At 72.1% G+C, this 19,989-nt stretch carries 17 protein-coding genes; 11 read left to right on the top strand and 6 right to left on the bottom strand.

All coding sequences use genetic code 11. The annotated features are described in order from the left end of the window. Positions 1-2 precede the first annotated feature (2 nt). A complete protein-coding gene (locus J3R08_RS27155) occupies positions 3-314 on the bottom strand; it encodes a PspC domain-containing protein (RefSeq protein ID WP_043328343.1) in 312 nt (103 codons plus the stop codon). A 144-nt stretch (positions 315-458) separates the two neighbouring features. Here J3R08_RS27155 and J3R08_RS27150 point away from each other — a divergent pair, with 144 nt between their 5' ends. The 3 genes from J3R08_RS27150 to J3R08_RS27140 all read left to right on the top strand — a co-directional run bounded on the left by J3R08_RS27150 (position 459) and on the right by J3R08_RS27140 (position 3,710). Then, on the top strand, positions 459-1,406 hold the full coding sequence (locus J3R08_RS27150) for an NUDIX domain-containing protein (protein WP_043328344.1): 948 nt from the start codon (positions 459-461) through the stop codon (positions 1,404-1,406). A 131-nt stretch (positions 1,407-1,537) separates the two neighbouring features. Continuing rightward, on the top strand, positions 1,538-2,449 hold the full coding sequence (locus tag J3R08_RS27145) for an NUDIX hydrolase (RefSeq protein WP_209963205.1): 912 nt from the start codon (positions 1,538-1,540) through the stop codon (positions 2,447-2,449). 346 nt (positions 2,450-2,795) lie between these two features. Beyond that, positions 2,796-3,710: a phosphatidylcholine/phosphatidylserine synthase gene (locus tag J3R08_RS27140; protein ID WP_209963202.1), complete on the top strand. Its 915-nt coding sequence runs from the start codon at positions 2,796-2,798 to the stop codon at positions 3,708-3,710. 57 nt (positions 3,711-3,767) lie between these two features. On the opposite strand, the gene J3R08_RS27135 is transcribed toward J3R08_RS27140, so the two are convergent. The 3 genes from J3R08_RS27135 to J3R08_RS27125 form a co-directional block, all read right to left on the bottom strand. Then, positions 3,768-5,015: a phosphatidylserine decarboxylase gene (locus J3R08_RS27135; RefSeq protein WP_043330939.1), complete on the bottom strand. Its 1,248-nt coding sequence runs from the start codon at positions 5,013-5,015 to the stop codon at positions 3,768-3,770. Positions 5,016-5,174: 159 nt separating this feature from the next. Next, positions 5,175-5,576: a hypothetical protein gene (locus J3R08_RS27130; RefSeq protein ID WP_043328346.1), complete on the bottom strand. Its 402-nt coding sequence runs from the start codon at positions 5,574-5,576 to the stop codon at positions 5,175-5,177. Then, entirely contained in the window at positions 5,573-7,414 is a 1,842-nt protein-coding gene (locus J3R08_RS27125; RefSeq protein WP_209963201.1) for a PspC domain-containing protein, read from the bottom strand. Before J3R08_RS27125 ends, J3R08_RS27130 begins: the two co-directional genes overlap by 4 nt. A 155-nt stretch (positions 7,415-7,569) precedes the next feature. On the opposite strand from J3R08_RS27125, the gene J3R08_RS27120 reads away from it, so the two are divergent. The 7 genes from J3R08_RS27120 (at position 7,570) to J3R08_RS27090 (ending at position 15,942) form a co-directional block, all read left to right on the top strand. After that, entirely contained in the window at positions 7,570-8,841 is a 1,272-nt protein-coding gene (locus J3R08_RS27120) for an ATP-binding protein (protein ID WP_084213052.1), read from the top strand. Position 8,842: 1 nt separating this feature from the next. Then, positions 8,843-9,520, top strand: a complete 678-nt coding sequence (locus tag J3R08_RS27115) for a response regulator transcription factor (protein WP_030501521.1) — start codon at positions 8,843-8,845, stop codon at positions 9,518-9,520. Between the two features lie 583 nt (positions 9,521-10,103). Then, positions 10,104-11,747, top strand: coding sequence for an ABC transporter substrate-binding protein (locus J3R08_RS27110; protein ID WP_043328348.1), 1,644 nt, complete (start codon positions 10,104-10,106; stop codon positions 11,745-11,747). Between the two features lie 146 nt (positions 11,748-11,893). Then, a complete protein-coding gene (locus J3R08_RS27105) occupies positions 11,894-12,820 on the top strand; it encodes an ABC transporter permease (RefSeq protein ID WP_013288523.1) in 927 nt (308 codons plus the stop codon). 75 nt (positions 12,821-12,895) lie between these two features. After that, entirely contained in the window at positions 12,896-13,879 is a 984-nt protein-coding gene (locus J3R08_RS27100) for an ABC transporter permease (RefSeq protein ID WP_043328349.1), read from the top strand. A gap of 25 nt (positions 13,880-13,904) precedes the next feature. Continuing rightward, positions 13,905-14,933, top strand: coding sequence for an ABC transporter ATP-binding protein (locus tag J3R08_RS27095; protein WP_043328350.1), 1,029 nt, complete (start codon positions 13,905-13,907; stop codon positions 14,931-14,933). Beyond that, positions 14,926-15,942 carry an ABC transporter ATP-binding protein gene (locus J3R08_RS27090; RefSeq protein ID WP_043328351.1) on the top strand — a complete coding sequence of 339 codons (1,017 nt, stop codon included), beginning with the start codon at positions 14,926-14,928 and terminating at the stop codon, positions 15,940-15,942. Before J3R08_RS27095 ends, J3R08_RS27090 begins: the two co-directional genes overlap by 8 nt. 73 nt (positions 15,943-16,015) lie before the next feature. Here J3R08_RS27090 and J3R08_RS27085 read toward each other — a convergent pair whose 3' ends face one another. Further along, positions 16,016-16,369 (bottom strand): chorismate mutase, encoded by a 354-nt coding sequence (locus tag J3R08_RS27085; protein WP_064446565.1) that lies wholly within the window; start codon positions 16,367-16,369, stop codon positions 16,016-16,018. Between the two features lie 288 nt (positions 16,370-16,657). Between J3R08_RS27085 and pcrA the strand changes: the two genes are divergently transcribed. Then, positions 16,658-19,051: a DNA helicase PcrA gene (gene pcrA, locus J3R08_RS27080; protein WP_043328353.1), complete on the top strand. Its 2,394-nt coding sequence runs from the start codon at positions 16,658-16,660 to the stop codon at positions 19,049-19,051. 60 nt (positions 19,052-19,111) lie between these two features. On the opposite strand, the gene J3R08_RS27075 is transcribed toward pcrA, so the two are convergent. Continuing rightward, a complete protein-coding gene (locus J3R08_RS27075) occupies positions 19,112-19,873 on the bottom strand; it encodes a M23 family metallopeptidase (RefSeq protein WP_176722804.1) in 762 nt (253 codons plus the stop codon). Between the last annotated feature and the right edge of the window lie 116 nt (positions 19,874-19,989).

Genomic DNA, 19,989 nt, shown 5'->3' with positions numbered 1-19,989 from the left:
GCTCAGGCCGCGGGCGGCGGTCCGGCGTCCGGCCCGGTCGGCGGGACCGGCGGCCACCCGGGCGCGGTGCCCGGCGGGTGCGGCCAGGCGGGCGCGCCGGCCGGCTCCTCGGGCATCAGGAACCACATGATCGGGTACGCGAGCGCGGCGAGCCCGCCGGTGAGCACCGTGGCGGTCGCGAAGATCACCCGGATCAGTGTGGGGTCGGCGGCGAAGTAGCGGCCGAGGCCGCTCGCCACGCCGGCGATCATGCGGTCGCTGACCGGGCGGCGGAGCTGCTTGTACGGGGCGTGGGAGGGATTCGGAGAGGTCATGTCTCCACGGTCCCGCGCGCCGCGGCGGGCGACCTCGGTGACCGCCCGGAGCCCTACCCTGATGCGTCCCTGAGACGCCAGCGAAGAGTCAGGAATCTGACTCTTTTCGATCCCGGTAACCCGCTCCGGGGAGAATTTGATCCCGTGACCACCTCGCTGGAGCCGCTCCGCAGGATCGCGGCATACGCAGTTTGTGCTGATTCAAACGGCCGAGTGTTGCTGGTCCGCGCATCGGAGCGCTCCGGCACCCCCGGCACCTGGTCGCTCCCCGGAGGAGCGGTCGACCACGGTGAGGACCCCAAGCACACAGTCGTCCGGGAGACCGCGGCCGAGACCGGGCTCTCGGTCGCCGTCGCCGGCCTCCAGGACGTGCTCGCCGACATGCGGGCCCTGCCCGAGCGGCGCATCACGATCCACACCGACCGCCTCCTCTACACCGTCTCGGTACGCGGCGGGACGCTCACCGAGCGGATCGACCGCCCGACCGACCTGGCCCGCTGGTTCACCCTCGACGAGGCCCGGGAGCTGCCGCTGCGGTCGTTCACCGCGCGTGCGCTGGGCCTGCCCACCTCCACCGACGACATCGTGCCGGAGGAGGTGCCCGAGTTCCCCTCGTTCTACGCCGTGCCCGGCCCGGACGGGCTGCACCGGGCGCAGCGCTTCGCCGCGTACGCGGTGGTGACCGACCCGGAGGAGCGCGTGCTGCTGACCCGGGTGTCCGACGGCTACCCGGGCGCCGGTTGCTGGCACCTGCCCGGTGGCGGCACCGACTACGGCGAGCAGCCGGGCGCGGCGCTGATCCGGGAGCTGGTCGAGGAGACCGGGCAGACCGGCCGCCTGGTCGAGCTGCTCGGCGTGGCCAGCCACCGGGACGCCGCCTCGCTCGGCCCGGAGGGCTACCCGATCGACTGGCACGGCGTACGCGCCTTCTACCGGGTTGTGGTCGACCAGCCGGCGCCGCCCACGGTGGCCGACGTCGGCGGCTCCACCTGCGAAGCCCGCTGGTTCCGGCGCGAGGAACTCGGCGCCCTGCCCACCGACCGCCTCACCGAGGTGACTGCCGAGGCGGTCCAGGCCGCCCATCTCCTCTAGACCCACCCGACCCGCTCACACCCGCGCCCCACTCCGGCGATCATGAAGTTGACGGCGGGAAATGTCCGCCCCGGTACCGCTAACCTCATGATCGACGGAGTGGGGCGCTCGGGTGCGGGGGAGTGGTGCGGGTGGAGCAGCAGCGGCGGGTCGGGGCGTACGGGATGCTGCGGGACTCCGAGGGGCGGGTGCTGCTGGCGCGTGGCTCGGCGCAGTGCCCGTACCCGGGGGTGTGGCAGCTGCCCGGCGGCGGCGTCGAGCACGCGGAACACCCGGCCGACGCGGTGGTCCGCGAGTTCGCCGAGGAGACCGGGCTGACCGTCGCGCCCGGCGCGATCCGGGCCGCCGTCGCCGACGTGACCGCGTTCCGCGCCGAGAACGTCGCGATGCACACCGACCGGCTGATCTTCGACGTCGAGGCGCGCGGCGGGCGGCTGCGACCCGAGCCCGCCGGCGGCACCGACGAGGTGGGCTGGTTCACCCCGGAGGAGGCGGCGAGCCTCCCGCTGATGGTGTTCACCGCCGAGCTGCTCGGCCTGCCGGTGACTCCGCTGCCGGCCGACATGCCCCGCGGGCTGCCCGTCGACCCGGCCGGGCCGGCCGTCGACCGACGGCAGCGCTTCGCCGCGTACGGGCTGGTCACCGATCCGGCCGACCGGGTGCTGCTCACCATGATCGCCGACGGCTACCCGGGCGCGGGCCGCTGGCACCTGCCCGGCGGCGGCACCGACCACGGCGAGCAGCCGGCCACCGGGCTGCTGCGTGAGCTGGTCGAGGAGGCCGGACAGCTGGGCCGGGTGGTCGACCTGATGGCGGTGGACAACCTGCACAACCCGGCCGCGCTCGGCCCGGAGGGCCGGCCGCTGGACTGGCACGGCATCCGGGTGATCTACCGGGTACGCGTGGACGCGCCGACCGAGGCGGTGGTGACCGAGCTGGCCGGTGGCTCCACCGCCCGGGCGGCCTGGTTCGCGCCGGAGCAGGTCGGCGGCCTGTCGATGACCGACGTGGCGGCCCGCGCCACCGGGCAGCGGGTGAGGTGAATCGCTCGCCGAGCCGCCCTGGGTGACCTCCGGTACAGTCGGAAGGAAGGGTTGGCCGACAAAAACGGACGTTGAAGCCCGAGATGGGAATGATTGAGCGGTTCGTGCGGTTAAGGGAGATATAAGTACCGCCGGCAGCTATCGCCAAGCCCCTGTTCCCTGTGCAATGGTGTACTCCGCAAAAGGGCTGCCGGACCCGAAAGGTCCGGCACGAGACAGCCGGACACCCGCCCCGTCGAGGGCGGCCAGCCGATCCGGTGATGGAGGAAACGTGCCGAGAGCCCCATGGCGCCGGCGTCGTACGACTGACAGTCCGCGCCCCGCAGGGCGTCGCTGGGCGGGCCGGTTGCGCCGCAGCAGCACGTTCGCCCGCCAGGTGCTGCTGGTCCGGGTGGGCCGCCGGGACGGCGCGGCCGTTCCGGGGACCGACCTGGTCACCCCCGACCACCGTTACGCAGACCGCCAGCGTCTCCGCTACGGCCGGCTCGACACCGACATCGAGGTGGTACGCCCGGTCAGCCCGGCGCTCGCCCCGGCCGCCCCGGTCGACGACGAGTCATCGGCGATGTCGATCCCGCTCCTGCCGGGTGAGCGCACCGCCGCCCGCCGGGTCAAGTTCGCGCTCGTCAACGCGTGCACGCTGAGCAGCCTCATGCTCGGCATGCTGGCCATCTTCCTGGCCATGCGCGGTGACGTGCAGATCGCCGCGATCTGCCTGATCGCGTGCGTCGCGTTCGACGGCCTCGACGGCGCGCTGGCCCGCAAGCTCGGCGTGGCCAGCCCGTTCGGCGCGCAGATGGACTCGCTCGCCGACATGTGCTCCTTCGGCCTCGCCGCGCCGGTGGTGGTCTACGCCTCGCTGGCCGGTTCGGTGCCCCCGGCGGCCGCCGCGGTCTCCTGCGCGCTCGTCGCCGCCTGCGCGGCGATCCGGCTCGCCCGGTTCAACGTCTCGCCGAAGGACGGCCGCTTCTTCTGCGGTGTGCCGACCACCATGGCGGCGGCAGTGCTGGCCCTGACCGTGGCCATCGGCGTGCCGGTACCCGGCCTGGTGATGGTGGCCGGCGTGGCGCTGCTCGCCTTCGCCATGGTGTCGAGCTTCCCGTACGCCAAGCTCGCCCGGCTGCTGAAGCTGCCGCCGTGGCTCTGGCTGGCCCCGGTGATCGGCGCGCTCGTCGACATCCGGCTCACGTTCGCCCTCGTGGTGGTGGGCTACCTGGTCAGCGGGCCGCTGCTCTGGCTGCACCAGCGCCGTACCCCCTGATCCGAGAACGACAGAAGGGGCGCCGCCGCAGCGGCGCCCCTTCTTCGTGTCCGGCGTTCAGCGCCAGCGGGCGATCACCGTCGCGCCGCCGACCACCTTGTCGCCCGGACCGACCAGCGGGTCCGCCGCGTCGGCCGGCAGGTAGACGTCGGTACGCGAGCCGAACCGGATCAGGCCGAAGCGCTCACCCCGGGCCAGCAGCGAACCGACCGGCGCCCGCTGCACGATCCGGCGGGCGATCAGCCCGGTGCGCTGCGCCACGACCACGGTGCCGTGGTCGGTGTCCAGCACCGTGTACGCCGCCACGTTGTGCTCGGCATCAGGCTTCATGGCGTTGACGAACCCGCCGTCGGCGACGAAGTAGTCGACCACCTTGCCGGCCACCGGGGCGCGGTTGACGTGCACGTCCAGCACGGACAGGAACACCGCGATCCGCAGCCACTCACCGTCGCCGAAGCGCTCGTCCTGCAGGCGCTGCACGGAGAGCACCTGGCCGTCCGCCGAGGCGACCACTGCCGACGGGTCCTCCGGCACGTCCCGCTCCGGGTCCCGGAAGAACGCGGCCACCGGCGCGGCGGCCAGCGCCGGCAGCAGCCAGAGCTTCGACTTAGGGCGGGCGGCCCGGGCCAGGGCGGCCAGGCCGAGCGTGATGCCGGCGGCGGCCACCCCGTTCGAGTCGATGTGCATGCCCCGGGTCAGCGGCACGCTCGACGGCCGGTACGCCGGGGACAGCGAGGCCGCGAGCGCGACCGGCGCCGGGGTGAACCGCAGGTGGTGCACGCGTACCGGCGGGGTGTTGCGCAGCACCAGGTCGGTGCGGACGCCGTGCAGCACGCCCTGCCGGTCCAGTTCGCCGTCCGCGCCCTCGGTGCGGAACAGCGGCGCGGCGACGCTCAGCACCGCGCCGTCGGCCAGGTATTTCGTCAGCCCGTCCACAGCGGCACGCGCCTGCTCGGCGGTGCCGGTGAACGGCTCGGCGACGACCACCACGGCGGCGGCGTCCGCCTCGGCGAGGGTGTCGACCACCCGTACCCGGTCGGCGACCCAACGGCCCTGCGCGGTGACGTGCTCCCGCAGCGCGGCCGCCGCGGCGCCCTCCGCCGGCACCACTGTGAGCCGGTCGCCGGGTAGCAGCGCCTCGATCGCCGCGGCCAGCACCGCGGACTCCGGAGTCGCGCCGACCAGCAGGCCGGCCTTCGGGTCGTTACGCCGGGCGAACTCGCTGACGAGCGTGCGGGCGGCGCGCTCGCCGATGCGGACCGCACCGGAGGGACCGGTGACGCGCACGGCGGGGGACTGGGTCATGTCGGGCGGGCTCCTGACGAGGTAGCGGACGGACGGGCGGCGGCTCTCCGGCGACCCGACCGGCGGCTCCGGCGTGGTCGGGTGCGCGGGCCGGCCGGCGGAGGCGAGATCTCCGCCGACCAGCATAGGCCGCGTTCCGAGGGCCCCGCAGTGGCGCGGTCAGGCCGGGTCGCCCGGCGTACGCCGTTCCTCGCGTGTCTCGTCCGCCGGCGGGTCCACCGCCGGCATCTCGCGGGTGGCGGGCCCCGCGTCGTCGGTCGTCGCCTCGGTGGCCCACTCGTCGGCCACGTCGGACGTCGTCTCGCCGTCGCCGGCCGGGCTGTCGTCCCGGTACGGCGCGGAGACCGTCGCCTCCGGCGGGGCGGGCTGCTCCGCGGCCCGCCCCGAGCGCAGCGCGCCGATCAGCCCGAGCAACCCGATCAGGACCAGGCCGCCGGCCAGGAACCAGCCGACCGGAGGTACGGACAGCCCGAGGATGCGGGCCAGCAGCCACCAGACGGACAGGCCGAGGAAGACGAGTCCGAAAGCGAACGACACGATGTCGGTGCGGTGCGCCTTCATCGGGTCACCTCCAGCTTGCCGGCGTTCACGTGGATGTAGAGGCGCAGCTTGCCCCCGCCGGGGCCGTCGGCGCCGGTGTCGGTGCTCTCCCACTGGCGGTTGCCGAGCCCGCCGCTGCGCTTGCCGAAGACCGAGGCGTCACCGGCGTTCACCTCGGCGACGGTTGTCACGTCCACGTCCGGCGGTACGACCACTGTGGCGTTGCCGAGGTTCACGTCGAGGGTCACCTGCACGTCCTGCTTGTCGAAGTTGATCCCACGCAGGTCGAGCACGGCGTCACCGAGGTTGTTCTCGTACCGGTCGGCCAGGTCGCGCAGGTCGGTCGGCGCCCAGGTGACGTTGCCGTCGATGCCGCGCACCCGGTCGTAGGACTCGGCGACGGTGGCGATGCCGAGCGCCGCCGCGGTCACCAGGCCGAGGGCGATGAGCCAGCGGGCCCGGCCGAACCAGGTGCCCACGAGCAGGCCGAGGCCGATGGTGGCGAGCACCGCGGCGAAGTAGCCGGCGGCGCCGACCGGGAAGACGTCGAGCAGGTCGAGCATGGCCACCACGCCCAGCGCCAGGAAGATCAGCGAGAACGTGATCGCGCCGAGCGGGGACCGCTCCTTGGGCCGCTTCGGCGGTCGCGGCGGCCGGCCCGACGGTGGCGAGGGCGGCGACCCGGCGTACGGGCCGTGCGGGGCGAACGGCGGGCGGTATCCGCCGGGCGGCAGCGGCGAGCCCACCGGCGCGGGGGGCGGCACGGCGGCCGGCTCACCCAGCGGGGCGCCGGTGCCCGGCGCACCCGGCCAGGAGGGCGCCGCGCCGTAGGCCGGCCAGGTGGCGGTGTCCGCGACCGGACCGCTCACCGGGGGCATCGCGGCGGTCGTCGGCTCGGACCAGCCCGGCCGGGTGCCGGCCGCGGCGGGCCAGCCCGGCGCCGGGAGCGTCGGGTAGCTCGTCCCGGCCTCCGGGAGGCCCGGCTCGCGTCCCGGCGTCGCCGGGTGGCCCGGGCCGGACGGGGACGCCGGTTGGTAGCCGGGCTCGGAGGCGGGCGCCGGGGGATAGCCCGGCTCGGTGCGGCCGGCCGGCGGGTAGCCGGGCTCGGCGTGGGCGGCGTACGACGCTGCTTCGGGGCGTACCGGTGGCGTGGTACCGACCGGCGGCGCGGCGGTCCACGGCGGCCCGGCGGCCCCCGCGGTCCACGTGCCCGGGGCCGGCGGCGCGGGCCAGGCCACCGGCGGCACCGGACCCGGCACCGGGCCGGGCGGCGGTGCCGGCTGAGCCGGCCGCTGCCCCGGGCCGCGCTGCTCGCGGTTGAGCAGCAGCGCGCCGCCGATCAGGATCACCGCGCCCAGCAGGATGGCCCGGAACCCGTCGGTGACGACGTAGGCGAAGCCGAGCGCCACCACGATGCCGAGCACGATCACGGTGATCGGGGACATGCTGGACCGGCCGCGGCCGAGCATGGCCTCCACCGGGGAAGCGGTGTCGCCCTCGCCGGGGATGATCAGCCAGCCGGCGACGTACACGATGATGCCGATGCCACCGAAGAAGCCGAGCACGGCCAGCAGCACGCGCCACAGCACCGGGTCGGTGTTCGTGGCCCGGCCGATGGCGGCGCACACCCCGGCCAGGTAGCGGCCCTCGCGGGGGCGCACCAGCCCGTACCGGGTGGTGAAGCCGGCGGCGCCGGGCGGCGGGGCGTACCCCCCGGGTGGCGGGCCGGTGAACGGCGCGCCGCCGCCGGGCGGCGTGGTCGCGTGGTCGGTGGGGGGCGCCGACCCCGGTGGGGGCGGCGGCGGGGCGTCCTGTGCTGCCGCCCAGGGGCGGGGCGGACGGGCAGCGTCCTCGGTCATGCCTCCGATACTGCTTGCCCGGCCGCCCGGACTGCCTCAGGACCCGACCCTGACCCCACCCTGAGATCCGCCGGTGGCGAAAGTCCGGGGCGTCCCCGTGGTCCGGGACGTCGCCGCCGTGTGACGATCTGAGCGTCGGCGCCGCCGCCCTCTCCATCTCGACCTGGGAGTTTCCGATCAGCAGCACCCCTGCCCCGCACGCCCCGCGCCTCTACCGGGCCACCGAGCACCGGCTGGCCGCCGGGGTGGCCGCGGGCATCGCCGAGCACCTGGGCATCCCGGTGCTGCGGGTGCGGATGGCGTTCATGGTCCTGCTCGGGCTCAGCGGCCTCGGGCTGCTGCTCTACGCCGCCTTCTGGGCGGTGGTGCCACCCCGCCCCGGCGACACCGCCGTCCCGCCGCGCCGTGACCTGGCCCAGCTGCTGCCGTTCGTGGCGATCGGGCTGGGCGTACTGCTGTTGCAGGTCTTCGCCTTCAACTCGGTGGGCGCGGCCGGCACCGCCGGCTGGCTGGTGGCGATCATCGCGGTCGGCGCGGGCGTCATCTGGCACCAGTCCGGGCCGGAGCGGCGCCGGCAGTGGGGCGACGCGGCGGTGCCCTGGCTGGGCGCGGTGGTGGAAGAGACCGACCGGCGCGCGTTCGTGCTGCGCTTCATCGGCGGCGGCGTGCTCGTCGCGGTCGGCATCATCGGCGTGGCGGCCGTCTACTCGCCGGCGCAGAACTTCGACGCGGTGCTCAACGGCGTGATCTTCGCGCTGGTCGGGCTGGCCGGCGTCGGCGTGGTGACCGGCCCGGTGCTCTGGCGGACCTGGAACCAGCTCCGCTCGGAGCGGGAGGGACGCATTCGCGAGCAGGAGCGGGCCGAGCTGGCCGCCATGGTCCACGACCAGGTGCTGCACACGCTGGCCCTGATCCAGCGCAACGCCAGCGACGTCAAGACGGTGCAGCGGCTGGCCCGTGGCCAGGAGCGCTCGCTGCGCAACTGGCTCTACAAGCCGACCGCCTCGCCGACCGAGCGGTTCGCGGCCGCGCTGGAGCAGGCCGCCGCCGAGGTGGAGGACACGTTCGCCATCACTGTCGAGGCGGTGGTCGTCGGCGACCGGGAGACCGACGAGCGGGTCGGCGCGCTCGTGGCCGCCGCCCGGGAGGCCCTGGTCAACGCGGCCCGGCACGCCGGTGTGCAGACCGTGTCGCTCTACGCCGAGGTGGAGCCGGAGCAGGTGAGCGTCTTCGTCCGGGACCGGGGCAAGGGCTTCGACCCGGATACGGTGGAGAATCACCGGCACGGCGTCCGAGGATCGATCATCGGGCGGATGAAGCGGCACGGCGGCCGGGCGGAGATCCGGTCCGAGCCGGGAGAAGGGACCGAGGTCCGGCTGATCCTGCCGATCAGCGGCTCCGGCTCCACGGCGGAAAGGGACAGGTGACATGTCCGAGCAGGAACCGGTCGAGGGCACGGCGCCGCGCGGGCCGCTGCGGGTCTTCCTCGTCGACGACCACGCGATGTTCCGGGCCGGCGTGCGCGCCGAGCTGGGCGCGCGGGTCGAGGTGGTCGGCGAGGCCAGCTCGGTGGCCGAGGCGGTGACCCGGATCGCGGCCACCGCGCCGGACGTGGTGCTGCTCGACGTGCACATGCCCGACGGCGGCGGCCGCGCGGTGCTGGAGGCGATGCGGCGTACCCACCCACAGGTGCGGTTCCTCGCGCTGAGCGTGTCCGACGCCGCCGAGGACGTGATCGGGCTGATCCGGGCCGGCGCGCGGGGCTACGTCACCAAGACGATCTCCCCGGAGGAGCTGACCGACGCGATCCGCCGGGTGGCCGACGGCGACGCCGTGTTCAGCCCCCGGCTGGCCGGGTTCGTGCTTGACGCGTTCGCGTCCCGGCCGGACGCGCCGGTGGCCGACCCCGAGCTGGACCAGCTCACCAACCGGGAGCGCGAGGTGCTCCGGCTGCTCGCCCGCGGGTACGCCTACAAGGAAATCGCCAAGGAGCTGTACATCTCGATCAAGACGGTCGAGACGCACGTCTCCAACGTCCTGCGCAAGCTCCAGATGTCGAACCGGTACGAGCTGTCCCGCTGGGCTGCCGACCGCCGCCTGGTCTGAGCTCACGTCGCTCGGCGACCCCCTGGGAGGCATCGTCCCCCCGGGGGGTCGTTGTTGTCCGCACAGTCGACGTCGGTATCCTCCGGACGGACAAAAAAGCCGCAGCCGTGCGCCCGTTGACGGCCCGGAGCGGGCGCGGTCCACGTCACAGCGCATGCGGGCGGCAGGGATGCCCGTCAACCTCCATGTGCCCGTCTTGCCTGTTCAGGGCCCTATCGTCCGTACGCTTTGTGATCTTTTCTCAAGTATCGGCAACGTGGCGGGCAACTAACGTCTTGATAACGGCACCTTCACGGAAAGGGCCGGTGGGTGTCACAGTGGCAGCACCTCACCCCCCGGTGTGAGGCATCTCGTCGGGCCTGCCGACCACGTGGACGCCGCCACCAGCGTCGCCGCGTGGTTGTCGACCCTGCGCGGTGCCCACGTCCAAGGTGTGGCGCCCGGCGGATCGGTACCCCTGGGGTGTCCCGAAATCCTCTGCGGTAAACCGACGTCCGGCTTGTCCGGGTCGCCGGTGGTGTCACCCCCAAACGTGCGTGAAACCCACGACGGAACCAGGTTAAGAAAGAGGAGGCCCCTCGGAATGAGAGTCTCGAAGCGGGCGAGCGGCGCGCTCGCGGTGGGCGCGGCATTCGCGCTCGTCGCGTCCGGCTGCTCCAGCGGGAACAACGACGGTGGCGACGCCGGCGCCAGCTCGGACGGCGCGATCGTCATCGACGGTACCCAGCCGGAGAACCCCCTGGTTCCGGCGAACACCACCGAGACCGGTGGCGGCGCGATCATCGACTGGATGTGGAGCGGTCTGGTCGAGTACCCCAACAACGGTGGGGCGCCGCAGAACCTGCTCGCCGAGTCGATCGAGACGAGCGACTCGAAGGTCTTCAAGATCAAGATCAAGCAGAACACCAAGTTCCACGACGGCACCACCGTCAAGGCCGAGAGCTTCGTCAAGGCCTGGAACTGGGCGGCGTACGGCCCGAACGGCGCGCAGAACGCCTCCTTCTTCTCCGACATCCAGGGCTTCGACGAGGTCTACACCGAGGACCCGGACGGCCCGGACGGCCCGCAGAAGGCCCCGGAGCCCAAGGCCAAGGACATGTCCGGCCTCAAGGTCGTCGACGACTGGAACTTCGAGGTCACGCTGAACGCGCCGACCGCCGTGTTCCCGACCAAGCTCGGCTACAGCGCCTTCGTGCCGCTGCCGGACGCCTTCTTCTCCACCACCCCGGCGGAGTTCGGCAAGAAGCCGATCGGTAACGGCCCGGTCAAGCTCGTCTCCTGGCAGGACGACGTCGAGATCAAGCTGACCCGCTTCGACGACTACAGCCTGCGCGACAAGATGAAGATCAAGGACGTCACCGTCAAGATCTACCAGGACGACACGGCGGCCTACAACGACCTGCTCGCCGGCAACCTGGACTTCCAGCAGCAGGTTCCGGTCTCCGCGCTGGCCGGTGACAAGTGGAAGACCGACCTGGCCGAGCGGGCCATGTCCTCGACCACCCCGTCGACCGGCATCATCGCCTTCCCGATCTACGACAAGCGCTTCCAGAACCCGAAGCTGCGCAAGGCGATCTCGCTGTCCATCGACCGGCAGGCGATCACCGACAAGATCTTCTTCGGTACCCGTAAGCCGGCCGACAGCTGGGCCAACCCGCTGACCCCGGGCGCCGAGCCGGGCAACTGCACCGCCTGCAAGTTCGACGTGGCCGAGGCCAAGAAGCTCTACGCCGAGTCCGGTGGCTTCCAGGGCAAGCTGACCCTGTCGTACAACGCGGACGCCAGCCACAAGGAGTGGATGGAGGCCGTCGCCCAGCAGATCAAGACCAACCTGGGCATCGACGCGGTCGCCGTCGGCGTGCCGACCTTCGCGGTCTTCCGCGCCAACATCAACGCCTACAAGATGACCGGCGCGTACCGGGCCGGCTGGCAGCAGGACTACCCGGACGTGGAGAACTGGATCAACCCGCTCTACGTCACCGGTGGTTCCTCGAACGACGGCAAGTACAGCAACCCGCAGGTGGACGCCCTCTCGAAGGAGGCCACCGCGGCCCCCAGCATCGAGGAGGCCCACAAGAAGTTCGCTGAGGCCGTCAAGCTGATCGACCAGGACGTTCCGTCGATGCCGATCTACTTCGGTGGCCAGCAGTCCGGCCACTCGGAGAAGATCAAGAAGCTCGAGCTGACCAACGTCGGCGAGCTCGACATCACCTCGGTCGAGCTCTGATCCGAACGCTCTGACCCCGGGTCGGGCTCGCCTACCGGTGAGCCCGACCCGGGGCCGTTCCGCGAGGGGGTGTACAACGAACCCCTCGCAACGTTGTCGCCGCCGCGCCGGCCCGCCCCGGCGCTCCCTGTCTGGAGGACCACCCCATGGGCCGTTATCTCTTGAGACGGCTGCTGCAACTCGTGCCGGTGTTCATCGGTACGACGTTCCTGATCTACTGGCTCGTCTGGTCAGTGCCCGGTGACCCCTTCGCCGGCAAGTGCGGCGACCGCGGTTGCCCGCCGAACTACCGCGCCATGATGACCGAGAAGTACAACCTCGACGAGTCGATCTGGGTGCAGTACGCCAGCTACATGAAGAACCTTCTGCAGGGTGACTTCGGTATCACGTTCGGCGGTCGCGAGATCAGCGACATCATCGCCACGTCGTACCCGAACACCCTGAAGCTGGCGGTGGTCGCCCTCGCCATCGAGGCCGTGATCGGTCTCGGCGCCGGCATCCTCACCGGCCTGCGGCGCAACGGCTTCCTGGACAACCTGGTCCTGGTCTCCACCCTCTTCCTGATCGCCCTCCCGGTCTTCGTCATCGGCTTCGTGCTGCAGTGGCTGCTCGGTGTGAAGTGGGGCATCATCAACCCGACCGTGTCCAACGAGATGCGGTTCAGTGAACTGATCGTGCCGGGCTTCGTGCTCGGAAGCGCATCGATGGCGTACATCGCCCGGGTGGCGCGTACGAGCATCGCCGAGAACCGGCGTGCCGACTACGTCCGCACCGCGATCGCCAAGGGCCTCCCGATGCGCCGCGTGGTCGGCGTGCACCTGCTGCGCAACTCGCTCATCCCGGTGGTCACCCTGCTCGGCACCGACCTCGGCGCGCTGATGGGTGGCGCGATCGTGACGGAGGGCATCTTCGGCATCAACGGCATCGGCCGTCAGGTGCTCCGCTCGATCGTCACCAAGGAGAGCGCTACCGTTGTCGGCATCGTCGTGGTGTTGGTGCTCGTCTATCTCATCATGAACCTGGTGGTGGACCTGCTCTACGCCGCCCTCGACCCGAGGATCCGCTATGAGTGACCGCCGCAGCGTACGAAACGTCCCAGCAGTCTGCGCGGGTAACCACGCCCGCGCCGAGCGCAGCGAGGTACGGGCATGAGTGACCCGAATACCGCGTCGATCGTGTCGACGCCGCCCGCGACCATGCCCACCGAGGCGGGGTCGGGCGCGCCCACCAACGCGGGCCTGCCGGAGAGCGCGAAGCAGAACAAGCCGCGTGGCCTGCTCGGTGACGCCTGGATCGACCTGCGCCGCAAGCCGCTGTTCTGGATCTCGGCGACGATCATCCTGATCTTCCTCGTGATGGCGGCCTTCCCGTGGCTGTTCACCTCCGGCGACGCGGTCAACGGCTCGCTGGACCGCAGCCGGGTCGAGCCGTCGTCGGCCGCCTGGTTCGGCTACGACGTGCAGGGCCGCGACGTCTACGCCCGGGTCATCTACGGCGCCCGCGCCTCGATCGTGGTGGCAGTGGTCTCCACCGTCCTGACGCTGCTCGTCGGCGGCACGATGGGCATCATCGCCGGCTACCGCGGCGGCTGGGTGGACGCGCTGCTGTCCCGTGTCGCGGACATCTTCTTCGGCCTGCCGTTCGTGCTCGGCTCGATCGTCATCCTGACCACGTTCAACGGCTCCGGCACCGACAACGGCGAGTGGACGATCATGGGCCTGGTCATCCTGTCCCTGAGCGTGCTGAGCTGGCCGGTGGTGATGCGGCTGATGCGCTCCTCGGTGCTCGCCACCAAGGAGGCCGACTACATCGTCGCGGCCCGCGCGCTCGGCGCCAGCACCGGCCGGATCATCCTCAAGCACCTGCTGCCGAACTGCCTGGCCCCGCTTCTGGTCTACGGCACGATCATGGTCGGCTCGTTCATCGGCGCGGAGGCCACGCTCTCGTTCCTGGGCATCGGCCTGAAGAGCCCGGTCGTCTCCTGGGGCATCATGATCAGCGAGGCGCAGAACTACATCCGGGTCTCGCCGTACCTGCTGTTCTTCCCCTCCGCGTTCCTCGTCGCCGCAGTGCTGAGCTTCGTCATGCTCGGCGAGGCGGTCCGCGAGGCCCTCGACCCGAAGCTTCGATAGGGGAACTGAGTTGTCCGACATTCTCGTGTCCGAGCAGTCCGCGCCGGGCGCCGACGGATCCGGTCGCCCCTCGGGCCGGCTGCTCGAGGTCGACGACCTTCGGGTGGAGTTCCGTACCCGGGACGGCGTCGCCAAGGTCATCAACGGAGTCACGTACCACGTCGACGCGGGGGAGACCCTCGCCGTGCTCGGCGAATCGGGCTCCGGCAAGAGCGTCACCGCGCAGACCATCATGGGCATCCTGGACACCCCGCCCGGGTTCGTCACCGGCGGCCAGGTCCGCTTCCACGGCAAGGACATGCTCACCATGTCCCCCGAGCAGCGGCGGCGGATCCGGGGCGAGGGCATCGCCATGATCTTCCAGGACTCGCTCTCGGCCCTCAACCCGGTTTTCACAGTCGGCTTCCAGATCGCCGAGCAGTTCCGCATCCGGCGCGGCATGAGCCGCTCGGACGCCAAGAAGCGCGCGATCGAGATGCTCGACCAGGTGAAGATCCCCAACGCCAAGGGCCGGTTCAGCAACTACCCGCACCAGTTCTCCGGCGGTATGCGGCAGCGCGCCATGATCGCCATGTCGCTGGCGCTGGACCCCGAGGTGCTGATCGCCGACGAGCCGACCACCGCCCTGGACGTGACCGTGCAGGCCCAGATCATGGACCTGCTCGGTGAGCTCCAGCGGGAACGGCAGATGGGCATGATCCTGATCACCCACGACCTCGGCGTGGTCGCCGACGTCGCGGACCGGATCGCGGTCATGTACGCCGGCCGGATCGTCGAGGAAGCCGACGTCTACGACCTGTACCGCAAGCCGGCCCACCCGTACACGCTCGGCCTGCTCAACTCGATCCCGCGGATGGACGAGAAGGGCCAGGAGCTCCGCACGATCAAGGGCCTCCCGCCGAACCTGATGAACATCCCGCCGGGCTGCGCGTTCAACCCGCGCTGCCCGATGGCGCAGCCGGTGTGCCGGGAGAAGGTCCCGCCGCTGCTGCAACTGGGCAACGGCCGGGCCAGCGCCTGCCACTTCGCCGAGGAACTGGTGAACCGTGACTGAGAACATCATCGAGGTTCGTGACCTGGTCAAGCACTACCCCGTGACCCGGGGCGTGGTGTTCAAGAAGACCATCGGCCACGTCAAGGCGGTCGACGGCGTCTCCTTCGACCTCAAGGCCGGCGAGACGCTCGGCGTGGTCGGCGAGTCCGGCTGTGGCAAGTCCACGCTGGCCCGGGTGCTGATGAACCTGGAGAAGCCGACCGGCGGCCAGGTGCTCTACAAGGGCCAGGACATCTCCAAGCTCTCCGGTGGCGCGCTGCGGCGGCTGCGCCGGCAGATCCAGCTGGTGATGCAGGACCCGTACACATCGCTCAACCCCCGGATGACGGTGGGTGACCTGATCGGCGAGCCGTTCGAGATCCACCCCGAGGTGGCTCCGCGCGGCAGCCGGCGCACCAAGGTCAAGGAGCTGCTCGACCTGGTCGGCCTCAACCCGGAGCACATCAACCGGTACCCGCACCAGTTCTCCGGCGGCCAGCGGCAGCGCATCGGCATCGCCCGGGCGCTGGCGCTGCGGCCCGAGGTGATCGTCTGCGACGAGCCGGTGTCGGCGTTGGACGTCTCCATCCAGGCGCAGGTGATGAACCTGCTGGAGAAGCTCCAGGGCGAGTTCGGCCTGTCGTACGTCTTCATCGCCCACGACCTGTCGGTGGTGCGTCACCTCTCCGACCGGGTCGCGGTGATGTACCTGGGCAAGATGGTGGAGATCGGCACCGAGGACGAGATCTACGAGCGTCCGACCCACCCGTACACCCAGGCGCTGCTGTCGGCGGTGCCGGTGCCCGACCCGACGGTGCGCGAGAGCAAGGCGATCATCCGGCTCCAGGGCGACGTCCCCTCGCCGGTCAGCCCGCCTTCGGGCTGCCGGTTCCGGACCCGGTGCTGGAAGGCGCAGGACGTCTGCGCCCAGGAGGTGCCGCTGCTCCAGATCCGGCCGGGCTCGGACCACCCGAGCGCCTGCCACTTCGCGGAGAAGCGGGAGATCGTCGTCACCCACGACGCGGCCTGACCCGAACCGGACCGCCTGCCGCCGTCAACTCGACGCCGGCAGGCGGTTCGTCGTATCCGGGGGCGTCACGGCGTCACAGCGGGCCGCGACCGGCGCGCAGCAGCAGGAGCGCGAGCTGGGTGCCGTCCGCGCCGAGCTCGGCCCGGAACCGCTCCAGGATCTCCCGTTCGCGGGAGAGCACGAGCCGGGTCCCACCGGAGGCCATCCGGGTCGCGCCGACCTCCTGGGAGAGCGCGGCCCGCTCCTGCCAGAGCGCGATGAGCGTGCTGTCGATCTCGTCGATCCGCCGCCGGATCTCACCGATCCGCTCGGCGGCCGTCGCGTCGTCGGTGCCGGTCCGGGACGCCGCGGCGCCGCTCGGGTCGGCGTCGGTCGGCCGGCCGTTGCGCGCCGGGCTGCCGCTGGACTCCACCACGTCAGTCATCATCGTCGTCCCTCTCGGGGCTCGGGCCCGGTACCCGGATCCCGGGACGGAAACGCCCCGGGCTCTCCGAGCCCGGGGCGTTTCGTAGGTCTGTGATCAGGCGCGACCCACGGCTGCCGGACTCCCGGTGCCGTAGTAAAAGTAGAAGCGCTGATCGAACACGTCGTCGAGTATGCCGACCACCCGGGCGGGCGCGCAAGAAGACGCACCAACAGGTGAGACGTGCCGCCGGGCGCCGACCGGCCGCGCGGGCGGGGAAGTGTCCGGCCGACGGCATAGACTCGGACTGCGATGCATCCTCTCTTCGACATCCCCGCGTCCCCGCCTGCGCCGGAGTCCCGGCCGACCCCGCCGCGCCGCCCCGGGGCCCCCGGGTCGGACCCGCAGGCCCTCCTCGACGGCCTGAACGGCCCCCAGCGGGACGCGGTGACCCACGCCGGCTCCCCGCTGCTCATCGTGGCCGGCGCCGGCTCCGGCAAGACCCGGGTGCTGACCAACCGGATCGCCTACCTGCTCGCCGCCCGGGACGTGCATCCCGGCGAGATCATCGCGATCACCTTCACCAACAAGGCCGCCGGCGAGATGAAGGAGCGGGTGGCCGCGCTCGTCGGCCCGCGCGCCCGGATGATGTGGGTGTCGACGTTCCACTCCGCGTGCGTACGCATCCTGCGGGCCGAGCACGAGCACGCCGGCCTGAAGTCGACGTTCTCGATCTACGACGCGGACGACTCGCGCCGGCTGATGCAGATGGTCGCCCGCGAGCTGGACCTGGACCCGAAGCGCTACCCGGCCCGGGGTCTGGCCGCCCAGGTGTCGAACCTGAAGAACGAGCTGGTCGACCCGGAGGAGTTCGCCGGCCGGGCCAAGGGGCCGAACGAGCGGGCGCTGGCCGAGGCGTACACGCTCTACCAGCGGCGGCTGCGCGAGGCGCACGCGCTGGACTTCGACGACCTGATCATGACCACGGTGCACCTGCTCCAGTCGCACCCGCACGTGGCGGAGAGTTACCGGCGGCGGTTCCGGCACGTGCTGGTCGACGAATACCAGGACACCAACCACGCCCAGTACGTGCTGATCAAGGAGCTGGTCTCCGGCACCGAGGGGATCCCGCCGGCCGAGCTGTGCGTGGTCGGCGACGCCGACCAGTCGATCTACGCGTTCCGCGGCGCGACCATCCGCAACATCCTGGAGTTCGAGCGGGACTTCACCGACGCCCGCACGATCCTGCTGGAGCAGAACTACCGCTCGACCCAGACCATCCTCAACGCGGCGAACGCGGTCATCGACCGCAACACCTCCCGCAAGCCGAAGCGGCTGTGGAGCGACGCCGGGGCCGGGGAGCAGATCGTCGGGTACGTCGCCGACACCGAGCACGCCGAGGCCGACTGGGTCGCCCGCGAGATCGACCGGCTGGTCGACGACGGCGACACCCGCCCGGGCGACGTGGCCGTCTTCTACCGCACCAACGCCATGTCCCGCGTGTTCGAGGAGGTGTTCATCCGGGTCGGCCTGCCCTACAAGGTGGTCGGCGGGGTGCGCTTCTACGAGCGCAAGGAGGTCCGCGACGCGCTCGCGTACCTGCGCGCGGTGGTGAACGACGACGACACGGTCAGCCTGCGGCGGATCCTGAACACCCCGCGCCGGGGCATCGGCGAGCGGGCCGAGGCGTGCGTGGAGGCGCTGGCCGCGCGCGACCGCATCTCCTTCGGCGCCGCGCTGCGCCGGGCCAAGGACGCACCCGGCATCTCCACCCGGGCCGCGAACGGCATCGCCGAGTTCGTCGCGCTGCTCGACGCGGCGCGGGAGCTGGCCGCCACCGGCACGCCGGAGGAGGTGCTGGAGGCGGTGCTGACCCGCTCGGGCTACCTGGCCGAGCTGGAGGAGAGCCTCGACCCGCAGGACGCCGGCCGGGTGGACAACCTCCAGGAGCTGGTGAGCGTCGCCCGGGAGTACACCGAACGGATCGAGGCGCTCGGCGCCGACGACGAGCGGGCCACCCTGGCCGGGTTCCTGGAGCAGGTGGCGCTCGTCGCCGACGCCGACCAGATCCCCTCCGACGACCCGGACCACCAGGGCGTGGTCACGCTGATGACGCTGCACACGGCCAAGGGCCTGGAGTTCCCGGTGGTCTTCCTGACCGGCCTGGAGGACGGCGTCTTCCCGCACCTGCGCTCGCTCGGCGACACCCGGGAGCTGGAGGAGGAGCGGCGGCTGGCGTACGTGGGCATCACCCGGGCCCGCCAGCGTCTCTACCTGTCCCGCGCGGTGACCCGGTCGGCGTGGGGCGCGCCCGCGTACAACCCGCCGTCGCGGTTCCTGGAGGAGCTGCCGCCGGAGCTGGTCCGCTGGGAGCGCACCGAGGGGTCGTACACCTCGTGGGGTGGCGGGGGCGGCGGCGTCGGCGGCCGGGCGGACCGCCTGGGCCGCGGCGGCTTCGCCGGCGGCACGCCGAAGGCGACCGAGCTGGCGAAGCGGCTGGGCGTGGACGCCAGCCGGCTGTCCACGGCGAGTGAGCTGAAGCAGGCCCCGAAGGTCTCGGCCGGGGACCGGGTCAACCACCAGCGGTACGGCCTGGGCCGGGTGCTGGCGGTGGAGGGGGCCGGGCCGGGCGCCCGGGCGCAGATCGACTTCGGCGACCAGACGATGTGGCTGGTGCTGCGGCACGCCCCGATCGACAAGCTCTGAGCGTGAGCGGGCCCGGTCCGGCTCGTGGCCGGACCGGGCCCTGCCCCTGTCGTGGCGCGGTCAGCAGGCCACGTCGATGCCCCGCGCGCGCAGGAACGGCGCCGGGTCGATCTGGTTCCACATGGCGCCCTGGTGCACCTCGAAGTGCAGGTGCGGGCCGGTGGAGTCGCCGGTGGAGCCTTCGTAGCCGATGACCTGACCGGCGGTGACCTTGTCGCCCACGGCGACGGCGAGCCGGCTCTGGTGGGCGTAGTGGGTCAGGTAGCCGTTGTGGTGGTCGATGAAGACCGAGATGCCGTAGCCGTCGCCCACGTCGCCGGCCTTGACCACGGTGCCCGCCGCGGCGGCGTGGATCGGGGTGCCGGCCGGCATGGCGAAGTCGATGCCGGCGTGCTGGGTGCCCCAGCGGGGCCCGTAGCAGGACGTGATGTCCGCGCCCTTCATCGGGATGACCCAGGTCGGCTTCTTCGCCACCGCCTTCTTCGCCACGGTCTTCTTCGGCTTGGGCTTGGCGGTGGCCGTCTTCTTCGGCGCCGGGGTGGTCGCGCTCGGGCTCGGCGCGGGGCTGGCGGGGACGGCGGACGGGGTGATCGGTTCGCGGGCCGAGCGGTCGGCGCGGGCCGCGTCGTCGACGCGGGCCTGTACGCCGAGGTCGACGGCGGCCGGCGTCGGCGCGGACCGGTCGGCGACGGTGACCACGCCGCCGATGCCGAGGCCGAGCAGGGCCACCGCGCCGGTGACCACGTATGCGGTGCGCCGGGCGCGGCGCGGACGCCGGTGCCGGGCGGGAGCGTTGTCCGGGGTGGGGCTGCTGTGCTGCACGGGATCCTTCACCAGTCGAGGGGCACGTGACCACGAAATACTGGTGTCGGCGCAGGTGGTGGCGGGTATCGGGTGGCCGGAGCAATGGCTGCGGGCCGTCGCGGCGTGCCCGGTTG

The organism is Micromonospora sp. HB375 (assembly GCF_017872985.1).
In the GTDB taxonomy this organism is placed as follows: domain Bacteria; phylum Actinomycetota; class Actinomycetes; order Mycobacteriales; family Micromonosporaceae; genus Micromonospora; species Micromonospora chalcea.
This window is presented reverse-complemented; position numbering and strand designations above follow the sequence as displayed.

Bases quoted from the DNA above. Each gene is read 5' to 3' on its own strand.
- J3R08_RS27155 (WP_043328343.1), bottom strand. From the start codon at position 314: ATGACCTCTCCGAATCCCTCCCACGCCCCGTACAAGCAGCTCCGCCGC.
- J3R08_RS27135 (WP_043330939.1), bottom strand. From the start codon at position 5,015: ATGACCCAGTCCCCCGCCGTGCGCGTCACCGGTCCCTCCGGTGCGGTC.
- J3R08_RS27130 (WP_043328346.1), bottom strand. From the start codon at position 5,576: ATGAAGGCGCACCGCACCGACATCGTGTCGTTCGCTTTCGGACTCGTC.
- J3R08_RS27125 (WP_209963201.1), bottom strand. From the start codon at position 7,414: ATGACCGAGGACGCTGCCCGTCCGCCCCGCCCCTGGGCGGCAGCACAG.
- J3R08_RS27115 (WP_030501521.1), top strand. From the start codon at position 8,843: ATGTCCGAGCAGGAACCGGTCGAGGGCACGGCGCCGCGCGGGCCGCTG.
- J3R08_RS27110 (WP_043328348.1), top strand. From the start codon at position 10,104: ATGAGAGTCTCGAAGCGGGCGAGCGGCGCGCTCGCGGTGGGCGCGGCA.
- J3R08_RS27105 (WP_013288523.1), top strand. From the start codon at position 11,894: ATGGGCCGTTATCTCTTGAGACGGCTGCTGCAACTCGTGCCGGTGTTC.
- J3R08_RS27100 (WP_043328349.1), top strand. From the start codon at position 12,896: ATGAGTGACCCGAATACCGCGTCGATCGTGTCGACGCCGCCCGCGACC.
- J3R08_RS27085 (WP_064446565.1), bottom strand. From the start codon at position 16,369: ATGATGACTGACGTGGTGGAGTCCAGCGGCAGCCCGGCGCGCAACGGC.
- pcrA (WP_043328353.1), top strand. From the start codon at position 16,658: ATGCATCCTCTCTTCGACATCCCCGCGTCCCCGCCTGCGCCGGAGTCC.